The organism is Mycobacterium ahvazicum (genome assembly GCF_900176255.2).
Taxonomy (GTDB): Bacteria; Actinomycetota; Actinomycetes; order Mycobacteriales; family Mycobacteriaceae; genus Mycobacterium; species Mycobacterium ahvazicum.
The window spans coordinates 1,112,899-1,134,735 of record NZ_FXEG02000002.1; the positions used below are offsets into that span (position 1 = coordinate 1,112,899).

22 protein-coding genes are annotated in these 21,837 nt (G+C 65.6%); 13 read left to right on the forward strand and 9 right to left on the reverse strand.

Annotated elements, in window-relative coordinates; genetic code table 11:
* Window positions 1-30 precede the first annotated feature (30 nt).
* Window positions 31-1,560: an ATP-dependent DNA ligase gene (locus MAAFP003_RS07580; RefSeq protein ID WP_096285788.1), complete on the reverse strand. Its 1,530-nt coding sequence runs from the start codon at window positions 1,558-1,560 to the stop codon at window positions 31-33.
* Between the two features lie 112 nt (window positions 1,561-1,672).
* On the opposite strand from MAAFP003_RS07580, the gene MAAFP003_RS07585 reads away from it, so the two are divergent.
* Both MAAFP003_RS07585 and MAAFP003_RS07590 read left to right on the forward strand, forming a co-directional pair.
* Entirely contained in the window at window positions 1,673-2,431 is a 759-nt protein-coding gene (locus MAAFP003_RS07585) for an SDR family NAD(P)-dependent oxidoreductase (protein ID WP_096285790.1), read from the forward strand.
* 136 nt (window positions 2,432-2,567) lie between these two features.
* On the forward strand, window positions 2,568-4,733 hold the full coding sequence (locus tag MAAFP003_RS07590) for an acyl-CoA dehydrogenase family protein (protein WP_096285792.1): 2,166 nt from the start codon (window positions 2,568-2,570) through the stop codon (window positions 4,731-4,733).
* A gap of 8 nt (window positions 4,734-4,741) precedes the next feature.
* Here the strand turns inward: MAAFP003_RS07590 and MAAFP003_RS07595 are convergent, their stop codons facing one another.
* Entirely contained in the window at window positions 4,742-5,416 is a 675-nt protein-coding gene (locus MAAFP003_RS07595; RefSeq protein WP_096290944.1) for a winged helix-turn-helix transcriptional regulator, read from the reverse strand.
* A 153-nt stretch (window positions 5,417-5,569) separates the two neighbouring features.
* Between MAAFP003_RS07595 and MAAFP003_RS07600 the strand changes: the two genes are divergently transcribed.
* The gene (locus tag MAAFP003_RS07600) at window positions 5,570-6,394 is read left to right on the forward strand and encodes a class I SAM-dependent methyltransferase (RefSeq protein ID WP_096285794.1); all 825 of its coding nucleotides are present in this window, start codon (window positions 5,570-5,572) and stop codon (window positions 6,392-6,394) included.
* A 4-nt stretch (window positions 6,395-6,398) separates the two neighbouring features.
* Here the strand turns inward: MAAFP003_RS07600 and MAAFP003_RS07605 are convergent, their stop codons facing one another.
* Window positions 6,399-6,743, reverse strand: coding sequence for a Zn-ribbon domain-containing OB-fold protein (locus MAAFP003_RS07605; RefSeq protein ID WP_096285796.1), 345 nt, complete (start codon window positions 6,741-6,743; stop codon window positions 6,399-6,401).
* Between the two features lie 132 nt (window positions 6,744-6,875).
* Between MAAFP003_RS07605 and MAAFP003_RS07610 the strand changes: the two genes are divergently transcribed.
* From MAAFP003_RS07610 to MAAFP003_RS07620, 3 genes are all read left to right on the forward strand, one after another.
* Window positions 6,876-8,069 carry a thiolase family protein gene (locus tag MAAFP003_RS07610; protein ID WP_096290945.1) on the forward strand — a complete coding sequence of 398 codons (1,194 nt, stop codon included), beginning with the start codon at window positions 6,876-6,878 and terminating at the stop codon, window positions 8,067-8,069.
* Window positions 8,070-8,090: 21 nt separating this feature from the next.
* Window positions 8,091-9,554: a FadR/GntR family transcriptional regulator gene (locus tag MAAFP003_RS07615; protein WP_096290946.1), complete on the forward strand. Its 1,464-nt coding sequence runs from the start codon at window positions 8,091-8,093 to the stop codon at window positions 9,552-9,554.
* 156 nt (window positions 9,555-9,710) lie between these two features.
* Window positions 9,711-10,676 carry an anti-sigma factor RsbA family regulatory protein gene (locus MAAFP003_RS07620; RefSeq protein ID WP_096290947.1) on the forward strand — a complete coding sequence of 322 codons (966 nt, stop codon included), beginning with the start codon at window positions 9,711-9,713 and terminating at the stop codon, window positions 10,674-10,676.
* 478 nt (window positions 10,677-11,154) lie between these two features.
* Here the strand turns inward: MAAFP003_RS07620 and MAAFP003_RS29885 are convergent, their stop codons facing one another.
* The 3 genes from MAAFP003_RS29885 to MAAFP003_RS29100 form a co-directional block, all read right to left on the reverse strand.
* On the reverse strand, window positions 11,155-11,286 hold the full coding sequence (locus MAAFP003_RS29885; protein ID WP_279304386.1) for a hypothetical protein: 132 nt from the start codon (window positions 11,284-11,286) through the stop codon (window positions 11,155-11,157).
* Between the two features lie 94 nt (window positions 11,287-11,380).
* Window positions 11,381-11,506 carry a hypothetical protein gene (locus tag MAAFP003_RS29890; protein ID WP_279304387.1) on the reverse strand — a complete coding sequence of 42 codons (126 nt, stop codon included), beginning with the start codon at window positions 11,504-11,506 and terminating at the stop codon, window positions 11,381-11,383.
* A gap of 217 nt (window positions 11,507-11,723) precedes the next feature.
* On the reverse strand, window positions 11,724-11,900 hold the full coding sequence (locus tag MAAFP003_RS29100) for a hypothetical protein (RefSeq protein ID WP_165796328.1): 177 nt from the start codon (window positions 11,898-11,900) through the stop codon (window positions 11,724-11,726).
* 495 nt (window positions 11,901-12,395) lie between these two features.
* On the opposite strand from MAAFP003_RS29100, the gene MAAFP003_RS07635 reads away from it, so the two are divergent.
* A complete protein-coding gene (locus MAAFP003_RS07635; RefSeq protein ID WP_096290948.1) occupies window positions 12,396-12,905 on the forward strand; it encodes a 2-isopropylmalate synthase in 510 nt (169 codons plus the stop codon).
* Window positions 12,906-12,923: 18 nt separating this feature from the next.
* On the opposite strand, the gene MAAFP003_RS07640 is transcribed toward MAAFP003_RS07635, so the two are convergent.
* Complete coding sequence (locus MAAFP003_RS07640) at window positions 12,924-14,405, reverse strand: cytochrome P450 (protein WP_096285800.1); 1,482 nt, start codon at window positions 14,403-14,405, stop codon at window positions 12,924-12,926.
* 115 nt (window positions 14,406-14,520) lie between these two features.
* Here MAAFP003_RS07640 and MAAFP003_RS07645 point away from each other — a divergent pair, with 115 nt between their 5' ends.
* Window positions 14,521-15,162 (forward strand): TetR/AcrR family transcriptional regulator, encoded by a 642-nt coding sequence (locus MAAFP003_RS07645; protein ID WP_096285802.1) that lies wholly within the window; start codon window positions 14,521-14,523, stop codon window positions 15,160-15,162.
* Window positions 15,163-15,199: 37 nt separating this feature from the next.
* A complete protein-coding gene (locus MAAFP003_RS07650) occupies window positions 15,200-16,105 on the forward strand; it encodes an SDR family oxidoreductase (protein ID WP_096285804.1) in 906 nt (301 codons plus the stop codon).
* Here MAAFP003_RS07650 and MAAFP003_RS07655 read toward each other — a convergent pair.
* On the reverse strand, window positions 16,067-17,110 hold the full coding sequence (locus MAAFP003_RS07655) for a DNA polymerase IV (protein ID WP_096290949.1): 1,044 nt from the start codon (window positions 17,108-17,110) through the stop codon (window positions 16,067-16,069). The two genes, MAAFP003_RS07650 and MAAFP003_RS07655, sit on opposite strands and share 39 nt — an antisense overlap.
* Window positions 17,111-17,120: 10 nt before the next feature.
* Window positions 17,121-17,735 (reverse strand): TetR/AcrR family transcriptional regulator, encoded by a 615-nt coding sequence (locus MAAFP003_RS07660; RefSeq protein WP_096290950.1) that lies wholly within the window; start codon window positions 17,733-17,735, stop codon window positions 17,121-17,123.
* Between the two features lie 82 nt (window positions 17,736-17,817).
* Between MAAFP003_RS07660 and MAAFP003_RS07665 the strand changes: the two genes are divergently transcribed.
* The 4 genes from MAAFP003_RS07665 (at window position 17,818) to nrdE (ending at window position 21,822) form a co-directional block, all read left to right on the forward strand.
* Window positions 17,818-18,384, forward strand: a complete 567-nt coding sequence (locus MAAFP003_RS07665; protein ID WP_096285806.1) for an NAD(P)H-dependent oxidoreductase — start codon at window positions 17,818-17,820, stop codon at window positions 18,382-18,384.
* Between the two features lie 518 nt (window positions 18,385-18,902).
* Window positions 18,903-19,142, forward strand: coding sequence for a redoxin NrdH (locus MAAFP003_RS07670; RefSeq protein WP_096285808.1), 240 nt, complete (start codon window positions 18,903-18,905; stop codon window positions 19,140-19,142).
* A 65-nt stretch (window positions 19,143-19,207) separates the two neighbouring features.
* Window positions 19,208-19,687: a class Ib ribonucleoside-diphosphate reductase assembly flavoprotein NrdI gene (gene nrdI / locus MAAFP003_RS07675; protein ID WP_096290951.1), complete on the forward strand. Its 480-nt coding sequence runs from the start codon at window positions 19,208-19,210 to the stop codon at window positions 19,685-19,687.
* The gene (gene nrdE / locus MAAFP003_RS07680) at window positions 19,657-21,822 is read left to right on the forward strand and encodes a class 1b ribonucleoside-diphosphate reductase subunit alpha (protein WP_096285810.1); all 2,166 of its coding nucleotides are present in this window, start codon (window positions 19,657-19,659) and stop codon (window positions 21,820-21,822) included. Before nrdI ends, nrdE begins: the two co-directional genes overlap by 31 nt.
* The last annotated feature ends 15 nt before the right edge of the window (window positions 21,823-21,837 follow it).

The window sequence follows — 21,837 nt, forward strand, 5'->3', positions numbered from 1 at the left end:
CGACGACGAGGGGTTTGCCGCCCAGGCGAATCAGTACAGCGCACGGACGTTGTCGATCGTGTCGGCATCGGCCGGACTCTTGTCGTCGCGATAGCGCACGACCCGGGCGAATCGCAGCGCCACGCCGCCCGGGTAGCGCGTGGACTTCTGCACACCGTCGAGCGCGATTTCGACGACCTGCTCGGGACGCAGTTGGACCACGTAGCCGTCCATCGATCCGGCGGCGAGCTCGGTGAACCGCGCCGTCTGCCAGTCCAGCATCGCGTCGGTCATCCCCTTGAAAGTCTTTCCCACCATGATGAATTCGCCGGTCACCGAATCGCGTGCACCCAGATGGATGTTGGACAGCTTGCCGCTTCGGCGCCCCGAACCCCACTCGACGGCGAGCACCACCAGGTCGAGGGTGTGGACCGGCTTGACCTTGAGCCAGCCCGCGCCGCGACGGCCGGCAAGGTAGGGCGCACCCGGCGCCTTCGCCATCACGCCTTCGTGACCGGCGGCCAGCGTCGCCTCCAGAAAGGCCGTGGCCGCGGCGGAATCGGCGGTGGCCAGCCGGTCGACCCGCTGCCGGGCCGGCACCAGCGCGTCCAGCGCGTCCAGCCGCTCGATGGTCGGGGCGTCCAGCAGGTCGACGCCGTCGCGGTGCAGGAGGTCGAAGAAGAACACCGAAAGTGGTTGCGCCGCCCGTGCTGCGGCCACGTCGACCGATCGGCCGAACCGGGATGCGGTTACCTGGAAGCGGTGCGGCCGGTTGTCGGGCCGCAGCGCGATCGCCTCACCGTCGGCGATGAGGTCGGTGACGGGCAGCGCCAGCGTCGCCTCCACCACCTCGGGCAGCCGGGCGGTGACGTCGTCCAGGCTTCGTGTGTAGACGGTGACGACATCACCGGCGCGGTGGATCTGCACTCGCGCGCCGTCCAGCTTGGCCTCGAAAATCGTTGTACCGCTGTGCCTTTCAAGTGCGTCGGTCACACTCGTGGCGGTCTGTGCCAGCATCGGGCCGACCGGTTGGCCCACCTTCAGGGCGAAGGCCTGCAGCGCCACCGCTCCGCCGGACAGGGCGGCCGCCGCCGCCGAGGGCAGATCGCCGCCCAGCATCGCCGCGCGCTGGACCGCGGCGGCCGGAATCTCGGCGGCCTTGGCGACCGCGTCGGCCATGATCCCGGCCAGCGCTCCTTGACGCAGCTCGCCGGACAGCAACCGCACCAGGAAGGTCTGCTCGGATTCGGTCGCGGCGGCCATCAGCTTGGCGAGGAGTTCGGCGCGACGAGCCTGCGATCCCTTGCCCGCGACCGCGCCGATCTCGGTGAAGCTGGCGTGCACACCGGTCACCGTCAGCCGCGGCTCGGCCGCCGCCGGTGGCCGCGTCCGCAACGATGCCCAGCCCACGCCGATCTGGCGTTGCGGGAGCTCACCGGAAAGCCATGACACGACGATGGCGACCACTTCGGGGTCGGATGCGGCGCGGCTGAGCAGGTTGGCGATGCGCGCGACCTTGGTCAGCCGCGACGACGTGGCGCCGACGTCGATCGATGTGGCTACCACCTCGAGAAGGAGCACGTTTGTCAGCTTGGCACGGCTCGGTGACAACCCTGCCGGACGGACACGCTAGCGTTCCTGCGTAACGTTACAGATTGCACACGATCTGACAACCCGAAAAGGAGAGGCCCGGATGGAGATCAATGGGAAGAAGGCCGTCATCATCGGCGGCGCGTCGGGGATGGGTCGGGCCACGGCCGAACTGTTCGCCGAGCGTGGTGCGGATGTCGCCATCTTCGACCGCGAGGGTTCCGACGGTAAAGCCGTTGCCGAAGGCATCAGTGGCGCGTTCTACCCGGTAGACGTCACCGACTACGCGGGCACCGAGGAGACACTGCAGACCGCGGTCGACAAGCTGGGCGGCCTGCATGTCGTGGTCACCACCGCCGGCGGCGGTATCGCCAAGCGCACGCTGACCAAGTCGGGCCCCCACGACCTCGAATCCTTCCAATCGGTTATCGATCTCAACCTGATCGCCACCTTCAACATCAGTCGGCTGGCCGCCGCGCACATGGCCAAGAACGAGCCCGAGGACGAAGAGCGCGGCGTCATCATCAACACCGCGTCGATCGCCGCGTTCGAGGGCCAGATCGGGCAGGTCGCCTACACCGCCGCCAAGGCGGCGATCGCGGGCATGTGCCTGACCATGGCCCGCGACCTGGGCTCGATGGGGATCCGGGCGCTGGCGATCGCCCCGAGCCTGTTCCTCACCGGGCTGACGTCGATGGTTCCCGACGAGATGGCGGCGACGCTGACCCGAGACGCGGCGTTCCCCAAGCGGATGGGCCGTCCCGAGGAGTACGCCAAGCTGGCGTTGGCGATCGTCGACAACCCGATGCTCAACGGCCAGTGCCTGCGCCTGGACGCCGGACAGCGCTTCGCACCCAAGTAGCGACCCGCGAGGGGCCCGTTAGAAGTCTCAGCGCAATAAGTACACTCTTTAGGCAGCCGCCCCGCTCCCCCTCGGAGCGGGGCCGGCTGACCACCCGGCGACGCTGCGGGGCGGGTACTGGCGCGAGGAGGTCCCCATGGGTATCGCACTTACCGACGACCATCGTGAGCTCGCCGAGGTCGCCCGGTCATTCTTGACTTCGCAGAAGGCGCGCCCGGCGGCGCGAGCCCTGCTGGACAGCCCCGACGAGAGCCGGCCCACCTTCTGGCCCGACATCGTCGAACTCGGTTGGCTCGGCCTGCACGTCGACGAGGAACACGGCGGCTCCGGCTACGGATTGCCCGAGCTGGTCGTGGTGATCGAAGAGCTCGGTCGCGCCGTCGCCCCGGGCCCGTTCGTCCCGACCGTGATCGCCTCGGCCGTGATCGGCAAAGACGGCTCTGCCGAACAGAAGTCACGGTTATTGCCCGGGCTGATCGATGGATCCGTCACCGCGGGCATCGGGCTGGACAGCCGGGTGCAGGTCAAAGACGGTGTCGCGGACGGCGAGGCCGGAGTCGTGCTGGGCGCGGGGCTGGCCGACCTGCTGCTGGTCGCCGCCGGCGACGACGTGCTGCTGCTGGACCGTGGCCGCTCGGGCGTGTCCATCGAGGTGCCCGACAATCTCGACCCCACTCGCCGTTCCGGGCGCGTACACCTGAGCAACGTCAGCGTCGGTTCCGCCGACATCATCGCGGGCGCACGGGAATCGGCGCTGGCCCGGGCGCGGACCTTGCTCGCCGCCGAGGCGGTGGGCGGAGCATCCGACTGCGTCGACGCTGCCGTCGAGTACGCCAAGGTGCGCCAGCAATTCGGCCGCACCATCGCGACATTCCAGGCGGTCAAGCACCACTGCGCGAACATGCTCGTCGCCGTGGAGTCGGCGACGGCCGCGGTCTGGGACGCCTCGCGCGCGGCCTCCGAAGACGAGGAGCAATTCCGCCTGGTCTCGGCAGTCGCTGCGGCACTGGCATTTCCGGCCTACGCGCGTAATGCCGAACTCAACATCCAGGTGCACGGCGGCATCGGTTTCACCTGGGAGCATGACGCGCACCTGCATCTGCGCCGGGCACTCGTGGCATCCGCGCTTTTCGGCGGCGACACTCCGGCCCGCGACGTGTTCGAACGCACCGCGGCGGGAGCCGTCCGGGAGAACAGTCTGGATCTGCCTCCCGAGGCCGAGGAACTGCGCACCCGGATCCGGGCCGACGCCGCCGAACTCGCCGCCCTGGACAAGGAGGCGCAACGCGACAAGCTGATCGCGACCGGCTACGTGATGCCGCACTGGCCCAAGCCGTGGGGCCTGGCCGCCGATGCGGTGGAGCAGTTGGTCATCGAGGAAGAGTTCAAGGCGGCCGGCATCAAGCGTCCGGACTACGGCATTACCGGCTGGGTGATCCTGACCCTGGTCCAGCATGGAACTGATTGGCAGATCGAAAGATTCGTCGAGAAGGCGTTACGCAAAGACGAGATTTGGTGCCAGCTGTTCTCCGAACCCGAGGCCGGCTCGGACGCGGCGTCCATCAAAACCAAGGCCACTCGCGTCGACGGTGGCTGGAAGATCAACGGGCAAAAGGTGTGGACCAGCGGAGCCCACTACTGCGCGCGCGGCCTGGCCACCGTGCGCACCGACCCCGATGCGCCCAAGCACGCCGGCATCACCACGGTGATCGTCGACATGAAAGCGCCCGAGGTCGAGGTGCGGCCGCTGCGCCAGATCACCGGCGGCTCGGACTTCAACGAGGTGTTCTTCAACGATCTGTTCGTTCCCGACGAAGACGTGGTCGGCACTCCCAACTCGGGGTGGACGGTCGCCCGTGCCACGCTGGGCAACGAGCGGGTCAGCATCGGCGGCAGCGGGTCGTTCTACGAGGGATTGGCGACCGCACTGGTCGAGCTGGCCAAGCAGCACGCAGATCGGTTGGCGGGCGCCGACATTCGAGTCGGGTCCTACCTGGCCAACGAGACCGCGTTGCGCCTGCTCAACCTGCGCCGGGTGGCCCGCAGCGTCGAAGGCGCGGGACCGGGGCCGGAAGGCAACGTGACCAAGCTGAAGCTAGCCGAGCACATGGTGGAGGGCGCCGCGATCATGGCGGCCCTGACCGGCCCCGAGGTCGCGCTGGTGGACGGCGCCGGGGCCGCGCCGGGCCGGCTGATCATGGGCGCACGCGGCATGGCGATCGCCGGGGGCACCTCGGAAGTCACCCGGAACCAGATCGCCGAGCGGATTCTGGGTATGCCGCGCGACCCGCTGATCAACTAGCGGTCCCGTCAGGCCGGGCGGGGCACCGCCGCCAATCGTGATTGACCGATCCAGCCCTGCACGGCCCGGCGAGCCCCGGCGCTTCCGTGGATAGTCAGTGTGCCGCTCAGCATGGCGCGCGACCACGAGATGTCACCGCGCCACAACTCGGTCAGCGTGCGCAGGGGCGTCTCGACCGTCGCGGCGACCTCATACCCCGGGTCGAAATCGCATACGTCAGCAGATCCTTCGGACACCATCAGCCACCAGCGCGAGGCCTTGACGGGCACCTCGGTGAAGCGGAACGCCACCACTGTGCGCGCTCGCGGCCACTCGTCGATGGAGATCGAGCGATGGATATCCCACATCAACAGGTGCGGATCCAGATCGTCGTCACCAATCTCGGGCATCCAACGCAGCCCCCACTCGCCGAGTGCATCCACCACCGGCGCGAGTTCCCGCCCGCACGGTGTCAGTGCATACGAGGTTCGGCCGTCGACATCGGTGCGCTCGACAACACCGGCGCGGCTGAGCGACTTCAGTCGCTTGGACAACAGTGCCGGCGACATCTTCGGGACTCCGCGTCGTAGATCGTTGAAATGCGCACTGCCTTGCAGTAATTCACGCACGACAAGCAGTGTCCACCGTTCATCGAGCAATTCCATCGCCTTGGCGACCGGACAGAACTGACCATATGTCGTCATCTGGGCGCTTCCCTTCACGTGTGTCCAGTACACGCCATACCAGCGGGATTAACTAGTACAAATTGTGTACCTCAAGGGATTCAGATCTGGCACTTTAATCGGTTGATCGGTCAAGCAGACGATGGTGGCCAACGACCGGAAGGGAAGGCCATCATGACCGCAGCAGCGAAAGCTGACCGCATCGGCGAAGAAAGCAAGCACCGGGCGGTGTGGGCTTTGGGCGACTACAGCGCGGTAGCAGCCGCGGTCGCGGCGCCATTGGGGCCGATACTGGTGCAGGCGAGTGGGATCGGCGTGGGCGATCGGGTGCTAGACGTCGCCGCGGGCAGCGGCAATGTCGCGATACCGGCCGCGGAAAGCGGTGCCGATGTGGTGGCCAGTGATCTGTGCCCCGACCTATTGGACCGCGGTCAAGCGATTGCTCGGACCCGCGGCATCGAGCTGCAATGGCTCGAGGCCAACGCCGAAGCGCTGCCGTGCGATAGCGACGGGTTCGACGCGGTGCTGTCCTGCGTCGGTGTGATGTTCGCGCCGCGCCACCAGCGCGCCGCCGACGAGTTGGTGCGGGTCTGTCGGCCCGGCGGGACGATCGGGTTGATCAGCTGGACACCGGAAGGATTCGTTGGTGCGATGTTCGCGACGATGCAGCCTTACGTTGCGGCGCCACCACCTGGTGCGCAGCCCGCGACGATGTGGGGCGACACCGACTACGTGCGTGCCCTGCTGTCGGACCGCGTCGTTGAGTTCAGCGCGCAACGCCGTGTGCTGCAAGTGGATTGCTTCGCCGACGGGGCAGCTTTCCGCGACTTCTTCAAGGCGAATTACGGGCCGACGCTCGCCGCGTACCGCGGTATCGCCGACGAGCCGGAGCGCGTTGCCGCGTTGGACACGCAGCTGGCCGAACTAGGCAGCCGATACCTGGTCGGGTCCTCGAAGATGGAGTGGGAGTACTTGTTGGTGACTGCGCGCAAGCGCTGATCAACTAGAGCGGTGCGAACAACGGCGCCCCGCCGGCGCCCTTGTGCGGCTTGATGCTGACCGGCATCCCGCACGTCACCGAATCCGGTTCGCAGTCAACGATATTGGCGGCAACCCGCAGCCCGGCCTGTTCGGCGAGCTCGACGATGGCGATCACATAGGGGACGGGGATCTCCGGGTTATACGGATGGTGGTTGACGGTGTAGGTGAACACCGTGCCCTGTCCGGAAATCGGGCGCGCGACCAGCCTGGCGCCGCATTCGCGGCATTCGCCGGTCGCGGGATGCACCCAGCGCGAGCAATCGGCGCAATGCTCGATGAGCAGCGGTGATGTCGACTCGGCTGACACGGGCAATACAGTACACTCTATTGGTTCGGTTCGGTTCGGTTCGGTTCGGTTCGGTTCGGTTCGGTTCGGTTCGGTTCGGTTCGGTTCGGTTCGGTACTGGTTCGATGGGTTCCCCTCTGGCGGGCGGTGCAGATGACGTATTTCGAAAAAGACGCGATCGTGTCCGGTATCGGCATTTCCCGGATCGGCCGACGGACCGGCATCCCGGGACGGGATCTGACCATGGAGGCGGTGCGTGGTGCTATCGCCGACGCCGGCCTGCTGCCCGCCGACATCGACGGCATCGCGACCTTGGGCGATACGCCGGCCGAAGAGGTCACTGCCCAACTGCGTATCGAGGCGGCCGACTGCGGCAGCGGGTTCGGCACCGGCGGCCTGCTGAGTCCGGTGATGTCGGCATGTCGCGCGGTGTCCGAGCGGCGGGCCCGGCACGTGGTGGTGTATCGGACCATCCAGATGCTCGGCGGCACGGTGCCGGTCAAGCAGGAGGACAACGCCCCCGCCCCGCCCTTGGCGCGGATGTTCGAAACGCCCGAGGGTGAAGCCAAGCCGGCTGTCGGCGCGATGGACGATGTCAACGATCTGGTTGCGGCCCAAGCGTATTCGGCTGCGAACTGGTTGGCGCTGAACTGCCGCCGGCACATGGAGCTGTACGGCACCACCAAGGAGCAGTTGGGCTGGCTGGCGCTCAACGGCAGGCGTAACGCCGCACTGAATCCGCTTGCGGTCTACCGCGAGCCGATGACGATGGCCGACTACCTGGGGGCGCGACTGGTATCGACGCCGTTCGGGCTGCTGGATTGCGACGTGCCCATCGACGGATCGATCGCGGTGGTGGTCTCGAACGCCGAGTACGGGCCCGATTGCCCGCATCGGCCCGTGCGGGTGGAGGCGATCGGCGGATCCGACGGTGCTGGTGGGTGGTTCCACCGCGACGACTACCCGAAGATGGCGATGTCGGATGCTACCGCGCAGATGTGGTCGCGCACCGAGTTGAAACCCACCGACCTCGCGGTGGCCGAACTGTACGACGGTTTCACCTATCTCACCATCGCCTGGCTGGAAGCCCTGGGCGTCTGCGGTGACGGCGAGGCCGGCCCGTTCGTCGAAGGCGGCGCACGGATCGCCCGCGACGGGCAACTGCCGCTGAACACCTACGGCGGCCAACTTTCGGCCGGGCGCATGCACGGCTACTGGGCACTGCATGAAGGATGCCTGCAGCTGCGCGGCGAGGCGGGCGAGCGGCAGGTGGAGCAGCGTCCCGAGGTCGGCGTGGTTTCCGTGGGCGGGGGTCCGGTCGCGGGTTGCATGCTGCTCACCTGCTGAGAAGGCTTGTGGGAGTGCAGTATTGAGCTTCAGGTAAGCCCCGCGCCGCGCGCGGGCGGGACGAAAAAACTGGCTTCGACGATTGCCCGCGACATTGAGGCGGACATCGTGCGCCGCGGCTGGCCCGTCGGTGAATCGCTGGGTTCCGAACATGCGCTGCAACAGCGCTTTGGCGTGAGCCGGTCGGTGCTGCGGGAGGCAGTTCGGCTCGTCGAACACCATCGGGTGGCCCGGATGCGGCGTGGACCGGGCGGCGGGCTGCTGATCACTGAGCCCGATGCGGGGCCGGCGACCCGCGCCATCGTCATCTATCTCGAATACCTGGGCACCACGCTGGCCGATCTGCTCAACGCCCGACTGGTCCTCGAGCCGCTGGCGGCCTCGCTCGCGGCCGAACGCATCGACGAAGCCGGCATCGAGCGGCTGCGTGCAGTGCTGCACGCGGAGCAACAGTGGCGGCCGGGCCTACCGGCGCCGCGCGACGAGTTTCACATCGCGCTGGCGGAGCAGTCGAAAAACCCTGTCCTGCAACTCTTTATCGAGGTATTGATGAGGCTGACCACTCGGTACGCCCTGCGGTCGCGGACCGACTCGGCCAGTGAGGCCATCGAGGCGCTCGACTACATGCACAACGACCACTCCGACCTCGTTGCCGCGGTGACTGCTGGCGATTCCGCCCGGGCCAAGACGCTGTCCGAGCGACACGTTGAAGCGGTGAATGCCTGGCTGCACGAGCATCATCCGGGGCGCGCCGGCCGCCCCGGACGTAGACGGGGAACCGACGGGCAGGTCCCGCGCGGCAAGTTGGCAGAGGTGGTGGCGGCCGCCATCGGCGACGAAATCGGCTCAGGTGACTGGCAGGTGGGTTCGGTCTTCGGCACCGAAGCGGCCCTGCTGGAGCGCTACCGGGTGAGCCGCGCGGTGTTACGAGAAGCAGTCCGACTGCTGGAATACCACTCGGTCGCCCAGATGCGGCGCGGACCCGGCGGCGGTCTGATCGTCACCAAGCCGCACGCGCAAGCCAGCATCGACACGATCGCGCTGTACCTGCAATTCCGGAAGCCGAGCCGCGAAGATCTGCGTTGCGTGCGCGACGCCATCGAGATCGACAACGTCGCCAAGGTCGTCAAGCGGCGCACCGCACCCGAGGTGACAGCCTTCCTGCACACCCACCGGTCCGCGCTCGGCGCCGCGGTACACCTCGCCGACGAGGTGCGTCAGGCCACCTCGGAGGAAGCGCGGTTCCACATCGAGTTGGCGCGACTGGCCGGCAACGCGCTGCTGGACCTGTTCTTGAGGATCATCATCGAGTTGTTTCGCCGACACTGGTCCAGTACCGGGCAGGAGCCACCGGCCCGCGACGACGTCGTCGCGATCGAGCACGCGCACTCGCGGATTCTCGACGCGATCACCGCGGGCGACGATAGCTTGGCGCGCTACCGCATTCGGCGTCATCTGGACGCCGCCGCCTCGTGGTGGCTGTGACGAACATCCGCTTATCCGAGGCGCGTTTGTGACCACTTTCCTGCATAGGGAACGCGAGCGCTGGGTACTGGCATGGGTAATGGGGCGGGGGGATACGAAAAGGGGAGCCGGTCCGGCAGGGGGTTGGCATTGTTAATGGAAAGCGGGAGCGCCGAAATGATCAGGGGCACGGAGAACGAGCGTCAAGGCTTCGTTCATTCCGCGGTCCTCTACCACTCGCAACGCGAATACCTGGACGCCGTGGTGCCCTTCGTGCTCGAAGGGTTGGCGACGGACGAGCCGGTACTGGTAGCGGTGCCCGGTGACTATCTGGGATCGCTACGCGAGGCGCTCGGGGGTGAGGGTTCGACGAACGGGTTGCAGCTGGTCGACATCGTCGAGGCGGCGCGCAATCCGAGCCGGTTTCTCGCGCTGGAGGGCTCCTTTGTCGAGGAGAACGCCGGCCGGCGGGCGCGCATCGTCAGCCAGGTCTGCTGGCCGGAGCGCACGGCCGACGAGTTTCTGGCCTGCAAGCAGCACGAGGCGCTGGTCAACAGCGCCTTCGAGGATCGCCAGTTGACCGCGCTGTGCCTTTACGACGCGGCACGGCTGGACGACGACGTGTTGGCAAGTGCGCTTGCGACCCATCCGCTGCTGTGGAAATGCGGTGCGCTGCAACACAGCGCCGACTACGCGCCGGATGACGTGCTGGCACAGTGCAATCAGCCGCTACCGGCTAATCCGGGCGCCGTGACTTATATGGTCCGCGAATCCTCAGACCTGCGCCCAGCGCGGTCTTTCGCGGTCAACTACGCCGGCTGGGTTGGACTATCCCAGGACGGCATCGAAGATCTGCAACTGGTCGCCACCGAACTGGCCACCAATAGCTTGATGTACACCGACGGCGCCTGCCGGCTGGCCTTTTGGCGCGACGACGACCACCTGGTGTGCGAGGCGCGCGACAACGGCCGGCTCGACGATCCGCTGGTGGGGCGCCTGGACCCAGGCCCGACCGGCCCGGCCAGCCGGGGATTGTTCCTGGTCAATGCCATTTCGGACCTGGTCCGCACCCACACCGCCAGCACGGGAACGACGATTCAGGCGTATCTGCGGCTGAATTCGTCGCCCGGGCCCGTTAGCTGAAATAAGAGGCCCGCCAGGAACCGAGGTTCCCGGCGGGCCTCCTGCCCGAACGGTTAGAGACCTAGGCCGCCAAGTACTCCGCCCAAGAGCCCGCCGCTGGAGCCACCAACAAGACCGCCTCCGCCTGCGCCGCCCGCTGCGGTCGAGCACCCTGTCGGCAGTACTAAAACTGCGGCTACCCCGAGGGCGGCTGCGGTGGCTTTCAGCGTTTTCTTGGTGGAGTGCGACTTCATTGTCTTGCCTTTCCGTGAGGGGACAACCTAGCCGTTAATGGCCAATGCAAAGCCCGACTACCCCTTGTTAAACACATGTAAACCACGATTCGTGATATTTCTCACGTCAAGTTTCGTCATACCCGTACTGGCACAATGCAATTGAAGAGCTTTCCGTGGGCAGCGGGGCCGCAGCCAGAAAAATGACGTTCACGCAGGGGAAACCTTCCGGCGGATGGTTGCCGCCGGATCGCCGGTCTCGCCGGTTAGAGGGAGATGGTCAGCCCGCCGTTGCCACCCGTGCCGCCCACCGCTGTCGAGCATCCCGTCGGTACCAGCAACACCGCGACCAATCCGGCCGCGGCCGCGGCAACTTTGAAAGCGTTCTTGGCGGTCATCGACTTCATTGTCGGTTGCCTTTCATCTGAGCCGGTGGCGGCTAGGCGACGGAGGGATAGCCGCTATTGCACACAGGTAAACCGGTAGGACCGGTCAGTTCTCCGCGGCCGCTGCGCGTACCCAAGCCGACGACAAACGCGTCGGCACCAGCAACAATTCGATCAGCCCTCGCGCCACTGCCGCCGCGTCAAGCGCCTTCTCGGCTGCCGTCGACTTCATCGTCGTTGCCTTTCGCTCGGGGAAGGGGGTTCAGGCGACGACGGGATAACCACTATTGAACACATGTAAACCTGGGAGGTTCGATTGCTTCGCCGAGTGCGCAACCGATCGGGTAAGCGATTAACCGGCGCGATCGCCGGTACGGCATTCGGTGAACGCGACAAAATCGCGCTTCGCCTGGATCGATCGGTCGATGCCGATCGCGCGCAAGGGTGCGTCAGGGAATCATCGCCGGGGGCACTACGCCGCCCACGGAACCGCCGCCCGTGCCGCCGCTTACGGCACCGCCGCCGGCTGTTCCGCCGGCGGTTACCGAGCCGCAGCCTGTCGCGAACGCCATGAACATCAGCGCGATAGCCGATGTCGCCACTATTTTCTTGCTTCGTGCGGTCATCGGAAAACCCTTCGCCTGGCTGCTTTTATACTCGTGTCCAATATTAGCTGTAGCCAGGTGAACGACCACCGAACGAAGATGGAACACATCGCGCCAGGATGCCGATCGCGGTGGGTGGCGTCCGGCCGATTTCCCCCGTGCCAGGGCTTCAATCGAGTTCGCGGTGGCGAAGTCGCCGCAGCGCCGGCTCCGCTCACCCGAGCCTCGAAGGATCGTAAGTCCAGTAGCTGACGCGGTCCATTCCGGGTAGATGTCAAGAGGCTGCCGACCCCCGGTGGGGTGCGATATCCATTTGCACTATCGACGTCCGGCGCCTAATGTCGCGCTCGTGCGTCTTCTGAAGAGTGCCGTAGTAGCCAGCACCCGCAGCGGGGTCTGATCCAGACCGACCCCCCGCTGTGGGTCGGAAGCTACTACCGTCGGTCGCTCCTTTGACCAGAGAAGACCGACACCGTGACTCTTACCCAGCCTCTTTCCAGGCCTCTTTCCAGGCCGATCTCCCTTCCGGAGCACACTCCTGCCCGTGTTCCCGCCCGCCGGCGTGACGCCAACGCATGGTTCGGCGATCATTTCGGGGTTGCCGTGCCGCGCGGCCTGCGCGACCAGGCCAGCGCGATGACGTGGGAAAACTTCGTGTCGACCTACGGTCAGGCCGCGGGCCCACTGCGACTGGGGCAGTGGGTGTGCGCCGATACCGAGCGACCGACCGGGCGGCTTGGTCCGCAAGCCCGCAATTTCCGGGCGACGATCGCCGTCGGTGACTGCCTGCGCACCTCGACCGCTGCTGCCAGTGGGCCGATCGCCGCCCTGACCGCGATGCTGCATGAGCGCGGGATCGCCATCGAGACGTTGAAGTTTCACCAGATGGCTTCGAACGGATTAACCGCCACCTTCATCTGCGGCAGCGACGGCGTCCGCACCGAATGGGCGGTCGGTCTGTCGCAGGATCCGACTCAGTCGGCATTGCGCGCGCTGATCGCGTGCGCCAACCGGCTCATGGCCTGAGCACGCGGGTACGCGGGTTTACAGCGGGCGCAACACAATTGGCATGCCGTCCTTCGGCACTGGCATACCGCCGTAGTCCCACTCGCACTTGTAACCCGGGCGGGGCGGTTCCAGCCGGTAGCGGCGCAGTAGCCGGTGCAGGATCGTCTTGATCTCCAACTGCCCGAACGTCATTCCGATGCACTTGTGGGCGCCCCCGCCGAAGGGTGTGAACGCGTAGCGGTGCCGTTTGTGCTCGTTACGCGGCTCGGTGAACCGCTCCGGGTCGAATTTCAGTGGGTCCGTCCACAATTCGGGCAGCCGGTGATTCATGCCCGGATAGGCGATGACGTTGGTGCCCTTGGGGATGTAGTAGCCCAGCAGCTCGGTGTCGCGCACGGTCTGCCGCATGGCCCACTGCACCGGGGTCACCAGGCGGATCGACTCGTTCATCACCAGATCGAGTGATTCCAGCTTCTCCAGCGACTCGATGTCGACCGGCCCATCGCCCAGCCGGTCCGACTCCTCGCGGCAGCGCTGTTGCCACTCCGGGTGCTGGGCCAGGTTGTAGGCCATCGTCGTCACCGTCGAGGTCGAGGTGTCGTGGGCGGCCATCATCAGGAAGATCATGTGGTTGACGATGTCTTCGTCGGAGAACCTGTTTCCGTCCTCGTCCTCGGTGCGGCACAACACCGACAGCAGGTCGTCGCCCTGGGTGGCTCGCTGCTCCTTGACCCGCTCGCGGAAGTAGTTCTCCAGCAGCTCGCGCGCCTTGAGCCCCCGCCACCAGGTGAACGGCGGCACAGGGGTGCGGATGATGGCATTGCCGGCGCGGGTGGTGATCGCGAACGCGTTGTTGACCTTGGTCACCAGCTCGTGGTCGGTGCCCGGCTCGTGGCCCATGAACACCATCGACGCGATGTTGAGCGTCAGATCCTTCATTGCCGGGTAGAGCAGGAACCGCGCGTCGTTGACCACCCAGTCGTTGGAGACCGTCTGCGAGATGACCTTGTCCATCTGCTCGACATAGCTGACCAGCCGGGAGCGAACGAAGGCCTCCTGCATGATCCGCCGGTGGAACATGTGCTCTTCGAAGTCGAGCAGCATCAGTCCGCGGTGGAAGAACGGGCCGATGACCGGCACCCAGCCCTGTTGCGAGTAGTCCTTGTTGCGGTTGGAGTAGATGACCTGGGCGGCGTCCGGGCCCAGGGCGGCGATGCCCGGCAGCACGGGTGAATCCCCGAAGACCACCGGCCCCTTGGTGTTATAGAGGTGCATTAGATAGTCGGGCCCGCCCCGCAGCATCTCGATGATGTGCCCGATCACGGGCAGACCCGCGTCGCCGACGGCCGCCTTGAGGCCACTGTCCGGCGGAGGGTCGGCCAGCTTCCGCTCGGGGAACTGGGTGTTCAGCAGCTTGCGCTCGACCATCCCCATGCCGGGGAAGTTGTTGATCGACGGTGTGAACCGGCGTTTCGCCTGGTCGAGCAGGTAGTGCGGCGTGCTGATGGTGGCGGGCATGGACGCTCCTTTGCGGACCCAGGGGCAGGTGACATCGGTCACTGTTCTTAACCTTCGACAAAAAGTTGACGGCTGTCAAGTTTGCTTTTGGGACGGTGTGGTGCAAGGTCAGGGGATGAGCAGCCACGCGGAGCCGGGCGAGCCGGCGACGCGGCGACGCGGCGACAAGCACCGGCAGGCGATCATGCAGGCGGTGCGGGAGCTGCTGCAGGAACGGCCGTTTGCGGAGCTGTCGGTCAGCACCATCAGCCTGCGAGCCGGGGTGGGTCGGTCCGGGTTCTACTTCTACTTCGACTCCAAGTACGCAGTGCTCGCTCAGATCGTCGCCGAGGCCACCCAGGAGCTCGAAGAGCTCACCCAGTTCTTCGCTCCCCGTCAGCCCGACGAGTCGCCCGAGCAGTTCGCCAAGCGCATGGTGGGCAGCGCCGCCGCCGTCTACGCGCACAACGACCCGGTGATGGCGGCCTGCAACGCCGCCCGGTATACCGACGTCGAGATCCGGGGCATCCTCGAGCAGCAGTTCGAGGTCGTCGTGGGTGAGATCGTCGCGATCGTCGACGCCGAGATGAAGGCGGGGACCGCCAATCCGATCAGCGACGACATCCCGACGCTGGTGCGCACCCTGACCGGTACGACGGCGCTGATGCTCACCGGTGATCCGGCCTTCATCGGCCGCGCCGACGACGACATCGACCGCCGCGTCCGGCTGCTCGAGCAGTTGTGGCTGAACTCGTTGTGGGGCGGCCGCCGCGGATAACCGCGGATCAGGCGTTACCGACGGTATCGTCACCCTCATGGCGCAGAGGGGATCCGCGCGGTATTTCGCGGGAAAGCGCAGTCTGATCACCGGCGCGGCCAGCGGCATCGGCCGGGCGACCGCGTTGCGGCTGGCGGCGCAGGGCGCCGAGTTGTTCCTGACGGATCGCGACGCCGACGGGCTGGCCCAGACCGTGGCCGACGCCCGCGCCCTGGGCGCGCAAGTGTCGGCGCATCGGGTGCTGGACATCTCCGACTACGACGAGGTGGCCGCGTTCGCCGCCGATATCCATGCCGCGCATCCGAGCATGGACGTCGTGATGAACATCGCCGGAGTGTCGGCCTGGGGGACCGTCGACCGGCTGAGCCACGAGCAGTGGACCAAGATGGTCGCGATCAATCTGATGGGTCCGATTCACGTCATCGAGACGTTCGTGCCGTCGATGGTGGCGGCCCGCCGCGGTGGGCATGTGGTCAATGTGTCGTCGGCGGCCGGGCTGGTCGCGCTGCCGTGGCACGCCGCCTACAGCGCCAGCAAGTACGGTTTGCGCGGTCTGTCGGAGGTATTGCGCTTCGACCTGGCCCGGCACCGCATCGGGGTTTCGGTCGTGGTGCCCGGGGCGGTCAAGACGCCGCTGGTCGACACGGTCGAAATCGCCGGCGTCGACCGCGAAGACCCCAAGGTGAGTCGCTGGGTCGACCGCTTCAGTGGTCATGCGGTGTCGCCGGAAAAGGCCGCCGAGAAGATCCTGGCCGGAGTGTCGAAGAACAGGTACCTGATCTACACGTCGCAGGACATCCGCGCGCTGTACGCGTTCAAACGGCTGGCCTGGTGGCCCTACAGCGTGGCGATGCGCCAGGTGAACGTCATCTTCACCCGGGCGCTGCGGCCGGCCCCGGCGCAATTAGGCCGGCATCACCAATTCGAGCCGGACCCCGAGTAGCCGGACCGGGCGGTCGAGTTCGAACAGATCCAGGACCCGCAGCGCCGCCGTGACGATGACGTCGGCATCGGTGGTGGGTACCGGCAGCTTGCGAATTTTGGTGCGAGTGTAGAACGTCGCGGTGCGCACGGTGACCGCGACCCGTGTGACGATTCGGTCCGCCGCGACGATTTCATCGAGCGCACGTCTCGCCAATTCTGTTACCGCCGAGTCCATTTCGGCGCGTTCGGTGAGGTCGCGCGGGAACGTGACGACGTGGCTGCGTGAGCGCGGGACCCACGGTTCGGCGCTGACCTCGGTGTCGCCGCCGCCCTTGGCGAGCAGCAGCAGCCACAGGCCGGTGCGCGGTCCGAAGGCGGACGTCAAAAGCTCGGCGTCACAATGAGCCAGCTCTCGTATCGTGGTGATATCCAGCGCCGCAAGCTTTTTCGACGTCTTGGGGCCCACGCCCCACAGTGCGTCGACCGGGCGATCGGCCATTACGTCCATCCAGTTCGCGTCGGTGAGGGTGAAGACTCCGCCGGGCTTCCCGAAGCCGGTGGCCACCTTGGCTCGTTGTTTGTTGTCGCTGATGCCGACTGAACAAGACAGCCCGGTTTCCGAAAGGACAACGGTGCGAATGTGTTCCGCGACTTCGGCGGGGTCGGCCGCCGTGACTGAAACGTAAGCCTCGTCCCAGCCCCACACCTCGACCGGGTGCCCCAGATCGCGCAGCAGCCCCATCACCTCCTCGGAGGCCTCGTCATAGGCGGCCGGGTCCGACGGCAAGAAGGTGGCGTCCGGGCAGCGCCGAGCCGCGGTGCGCAACGGCATGCCCGCATGTACCCCGAATTCGCGGGCTTGATACGAGGCGCAGGTGACGACCTTGCGTGGTTCGGTGGGATCGCCGCTGCCGCCGACGATGACGGGCAACCCGTCGAGCTCGGGATGTCGGCGCAGCTCGACCGAGGCCAGAAACTGGTCGAGATCGACGTGCAGGACCCAGCTCGTCGTCGGCGAGGCCATGTCGGTCAGGTCACCGCCCACACAGCTTGCGCGCCAGGCTTTCCCAGGCGTCGCCCAGGCTCTCCAGCGTGTGGCCGCCGTAATTCAGTTGGTGCTCAACGTAATCCACATCGAGTAAGGCCAGTAACGCATCGGTCTGCACGTCGAGATCGCCGCTGGTGTCGGCCGTCTGCAACAACACTCGCACGTGCGTGCGCTGTACCGACGCGGCGCCGGCGTGGCGGGTCAGCGGATCACCCTTGGCCGCGGACAGCAGCGCATGGTGGGTGTGCACGAAGCACAGGCGCTCGCGGCCGAACGCCAGCAGTCGCTCCATCGGCGCGGCGTCCGGACCCAGCGGCGGGGGGCCGAACAGGAACGCCTGCTGGCTGGCGCGTTCGTCCTCGTCGAGCAGCACCATCATCAGGCCGGCTCGGGTACCGAACCGGCGGAACAGCGTGCCCTTGCCGACGCCGGCGGCCGCCGCGACGTCGTCCATCGTGACCGCATCCGCGCCGCGCTTGGCCACCAGGCGGCGTGCTGCCTGCAGTAACAGCTCGCGGTTGCGTGCCGCGTCACCCCGCTCCTGTGGCAGCTCCCGCGGAGCCGACACGGGCAACTCGCCCAATCTCTCGACACCGCTCACCACTGCACTTTAACGCGGCCGGAATAAAACGGACTATAGTCCGCTTAAGCCGTGCAAGGATGTAGACCATCAACCGAAGGGAATCGAAACAGTGTCAGAGATCAAAGTCTTGGCGTTGGTAGGCAGCTTGCGGGCGGCGTCGGTAAATCGCCAGATCGCCGAGCTCGCGGTTGACGTGGCCCCCGACGATGTCACCGTGACCGTGTTCGAGGGGCTGGGCGATCTGCCGTTCTACAACGAGGAGATCGACGACGCGATGAACGCCGAGGCGGCCGCGCTGGCCCCGGTGGCCGCGTTGCGTGCCGCGGCGGCGGATGCGGATGCGGCGCTGATCGTCACTCCGGAGTACAACGGCAGCTACCCGGCAGTCGTCAAGAACGCGATCGACTGGTTGTCGCGCCCGTTCGGCGACGGCGCGCTCAAGGACAAGCCGCTGGCGGTGATCGGCGGGGCTTTCGGCCGCTACGGCGGCGTGTGGGCGCACGACGACACCCGCAAGTCCTTCGGCATCGCCGGCGCGCGAGTCGTCGAGGCGATCAAACTGTCGGTGCCGTTCGGAACTTTGGAGGGCAAAGCGCCCGCCGAGCACGCCGAACTGGTGGCCAATGTGCGCGACGCGGTCGGCAAGCTCGCGGCGGAAGTCGGCTGAATTTGGCTCCTGAATTGGCAGAAGTCAACAAGCCGTTCGCCCGGTGACCAGCAGCGTTCGGGAAAGTTAATAGCTAAAGCCGCCAGCCATGTGCTGGCGGCTTTGCTAGCGGCGGGTGGGCGCCCCGATGTCGCTCTCGTTGTCGGTGGGCGCTGCTATACCTCTACCCATGGGCGTCCCCACCGGTGTTTGTGATCTGCGACACGCCGAGGCGTGTCCGCGCGACAGGGCTTACGACCAGGGAATTTCAGAATTGTTATTCAGAACATCTTGTATCTACGGATCTTGTCAGCCACTAGGTGTAGTGTTTGGCGAGCCGGCAGATCCCAGGTTCACCAAGCCAGCGCGGCGCGGTGAACCTCTCGGAATCGGCTTCGTCAGGTCGTCAGAGCTGACCGCCGCAGACGGGAATCTTGGGGCTTGACGGATCGCTGAACATATCGGCGATGCAGTGCCCCAAGTAGTTGCCAGTCCATAGCAAATTTTCCGACCTTCTTCCCCGCAGAGGAGCGGCTTCAATGAGCATCACCGTGTACACCAAGCCGGCATGTGTGCAGTGCAGCGCCACCTACAAGGCTCTCGAGAAGCAGGGCCTGGCGTTCGAGAAGGTCGACATCAGCCTGGACGCCGAAGCGCGCGACTACGTGATGGCATTGGGCTATCTGCAGGCGCCCGTCGTGGTGGCAGGAAACGACCACTGGTCGGGCTTCCGGCCGGACCGCATCAAGGCGCTTGCTGGAGCCGCGCTCAGCGCCTGATGCAGTAGATGAGCAAGTAAGGAGGTTGCGGTGCCATGGATAGCACGCAGCGCAACCTGGATTGGATGAGTGACGACCCGCACCGCCCGGCGGCGCCGGGCTTGCGATCGTCACTGGTCTATTTTTCGTCGGTGTCGGAGAACACCCACCGCTTCGTGCAGAAGCTGGGTGTTCCCGCCACGCGAATCCCGTTGCACGGCCGCATCGAGGTCGACGATCCGTACGTATTGATACTGCCCACGTACGGCGGCGGGAAGGCCACGCCTGACATAAACAACGGTGGCTACGTCCCTAAACAGGTCATCGCCTTTTTGAACAACGAGCACAACAGGTCGTTGATCCGCGGCGTCATCGCCGCGGGCAACAACAACTTCGGTGCCGAATTCGCCTATGCGGGCAACGTGGTTTCCCGCAAATGCGGCGTGCCCTACCTCTACCGCTTCGAACTAATGGGTACCCCGGACGACGTGGAAGCCGTTCGCGCGGGCTTGGAAGAATTCTGGAAGGACCAGACGTGTCACCAACCGTCACTGCAGAGCCTGTAACCACCGGCGCCCACGCGTTGCCGGGGGAGACCGACTACCACGCGCTCAACGCGATGCTGAATCTGTACGACAAAGACGGCAAGATTCAGTTCGATAAGGACCGCGAGGCCGCGCATGAGTATTTCCTGCAGCACGTCAACCAGAACACGGTCTTCTTCCACAATCAGGACGAGAAACTTGACTACCTGATCAAGGAGAACTACTACGAGCGCGAGGTGCTCGACCAGTACAGCCGCAACTTCGTCAAGACGCTGCTGGACCGGGCCTATGCCAAGAAGTTCCGGTTCCCGACCTTCCTGGGGGCCTTCAAGTACTACACCTCGTACACGCTGAAGACGTTCGACGGGAAGCGCTACCTCGAGCGCTTCGAGGACCGCGTCGTGATGGTCTCGCTCACGCTGGCCGCCGGCGACAACGCGCTGGCCGAGAAGCTCGTCGACGAGATCATCGACGGCCGGTTCCAGCCGGCGACCCCGACGTTTTTGAACTCGGGCAAGAAGCAGCGCGGTGAGCCGGTGAGCTGCTTTTTGCTGCGCATCGAGGACAACATGGAGTCGATTGGGCGTTCGATCAACTCCGCGCTGCAGCTGTCCAAGCGTGGTGGGGGAGTTGCGTTGTTGCTGAGCAACATTCGCGAACACGGCGCTCCGATCAAGAACATCGAGAACCAATCCTCGGGTGTCATCCCGATCATGAAACTGCTCGAGGACTCGTTCTCCTACGCCAATCAACTGGGGGCGCGTCAAGGTGCGGGCGCGGTGTACCTGCACGCGCACCACCCGGACATCTACCGGTTCCTGGACACCAAGCGCGAGAACGCCGACGAGAAGATCCGGATCAAGACGCTGAGCCTCGGTGTGGTGATTCCCGACATCACCTTCGAGCTGGCCAAGAAGAACGAGGACATGTACCTGTTCTCGCCGTACGACGTCGAGCGGGTCTACGGCATGCCCTTCGCCGACATCTCGGTGACCGAGAAGTACTACGAGATGGTCGACGACGCGCGCATCCGCAAGACTAAGATCAAGGCGCGCGAATTCTTCCAGACGCTGGCCGAGCTGCAGTTCGAGTCCGGCTACCCGTACATCATGTACGAGGACACGGTGAACCGGGCCAACCCGATCGAGGGCAAGATCACGCACTCGAACCTGTGCTCGGAGATTCTGCAGGTATCCACGCCGTCGTTGTTCAACGAAGACTTGTCGTATGCCAAAGTGGGCAAGGATATTTCGTGCAACCTCGGTTCGCTGAACATCGCGAAGGCCATGGACTCGCCGGACTTCGCCCAGACCATCGAGGTGGCGATCCGGGCGCTGACCGCGGTGAGCGACCAGACGCACATCTGGTCGGTGCCGTCAATCGAGCAGGGCAACAACGAATCCCACGCGATCGGGCTGGGGCAGATGAATCTGCACGGCTATCTGGCTCGCGAGCGCATCTTGTACGGCTCCGAAGAAGGTGTCGACTTCACCAACATGTACTTCTACACCGTGCTCTACCACGCACTGCGGGCGTCGAATCGGATTGCGATCGAACGCGGTAGCAAGTTCGGTGGTTTCGACAAGTCGAAGTACGCCTCGGGCGAGTTCTTCGACAAGTACACCGAGCAGGTGTGGGAGCCGGCCACCGCCCGGGTGCGGGAGCTGTTCGCCGAGGCGGGCATCCGCATTCCGACGCAAGAGGATTGGCAGCGGCTCAAGGAATCGGTGCAACAGCACGGTATCTACAACCAGAACCTGCAGGCCGTGCCGCCGACGGGGTCGATCTCCTACATCAACCACTCGACGAGCTCGATTCATCCGGTGGCGTCCAAGATCGAGATCCGTAAGGAAGGCAAGATCGGGCGGGTCTATTACCCGGCGCCGTATCTGACCAACGACAACTTGGAGTACTACCAGGACGCCTACGAGATCGGTTACGAGAAGATCATCGACACCTATGCCGCGGCCACCCAGCACGTGGACCAGGGCCTGTCGCTGACGCTGTTCTTCAAGGACACCGCCACCACCCGCGACGTGAACAAGGCGCAGATCTACGCCTGGCGCAAGGGAATCAAGACGCTGTACTACATCCGGTTGCGGCAGATGGCTCTGGAAGGAACCGAGGTCGAGGGCTGCGTCTCCTGCATGCTGTAAGCCCGTAAGCCCTAA

Coding starts and splice junctions, on each gene's coding strand:
- MAAFP003_RS07650 (WP_096285804.1), top strand. CDS start 15,200: ATGGCGCAGAGGGGATCCGCGCGGTATTTCGCGGGAAAGCGCAGTCTG.
- MAAFP003_RS07610 (WP_096290945.1), top strand. CDS start 6,876: ATGACGTATTTCGAAAAAGACGCGATCGTGTCCGGTATCGGCATTTCC.
- MAAFP003_RS07595 (WP_096290944.1), bottom strand. CDS start 5,416: ATGACGACATATGGTCAGTTCTGTCCGGTCGCCAAGGCGATGGAATTG.
- MAAFP003_RS07620 (WP_096290947.1), top strand. CDS start 9,711: ATGATCAGGGGCACGGAGAACGAGCGTCAAGGCTTCGTTCATTCCGCG.
- MAAFP003_RS07600 (WP_096285794.1), top strand. CDS start 5,570: ATGACCGCAGCAGCGAAAGCTGACCGCATCGGCGAAGAAAGCAAGCAC.
- MAAFP003_RS07645 (WP_096285802.1), top strand. CDS start 14,521: ATGAGCAGCCACGCGGAGCCGGGCGAGCCGGCGACGCGGCGACGCGGC.
- MAAFP003_RS07590 (WP_096285792.1), top strand. CDS start 2,568: ATGGGTATCGCACTTACCGACGACCATCGTGAGCTCGCCGAGGTCGCC.
- MAAFP003_RS07585 (WP_096285790.1), top strand. CDS start 1,673: ATGGAGATCAATGGGAAGAAGGCCGTCATCATCGGCGGCGCGTCGGGG.
- MAAFP003_RS29885 (WP_279304386.1), bottom strand. CDS start 11,286: ATGACCGCCAAGAACGCTTTCAAAGTTGCCGCGGCCGCGGCCGGATTG.
- MAAFP003_RS07670 (WP_096285808.1), top strand. CDS start 18,903: ATGAGCATCACCGTGTACACCAAGCCGGCATGTGTGCAGTGCAGCGCC.
- MAAFP003_RS29890 (WP_279304387.1), bottom strand. CDS start 11,506: ATGAAGTCGACGGCAGCCGAGAAGGCGCTTGACGCGGCGGCAGTGGCG.
- nrdI (WP_096290951.1), top strand. CDS start 19,208: ATGAGTGACGACCCGCACCGCCCGGCGGCGCCGGGCTTGCGATCGTCA.
- MAAFP003_RS07640 (WP_096285800.1), bottom strand. CDS start 14,405: ATGCCCGCCACCATCAGCACGCCGCACTACCTGCTCGACCAGGCGAAA.
- MAAFP003_RS07655 (WP_096290949.1), bottom strand. CDS start 17,110: ATGGCCTCGCCGACGACGAGCTGGGTCCTGCACGTCGATCTCGACCAG.
- MAAFP003_RS29100 (WP_165796328.1), bottom strand. CDS start 11,900: ATGACCGCACGAAGCAAGAAAATAGTGGCGACATCGGCTATCGCGCTG.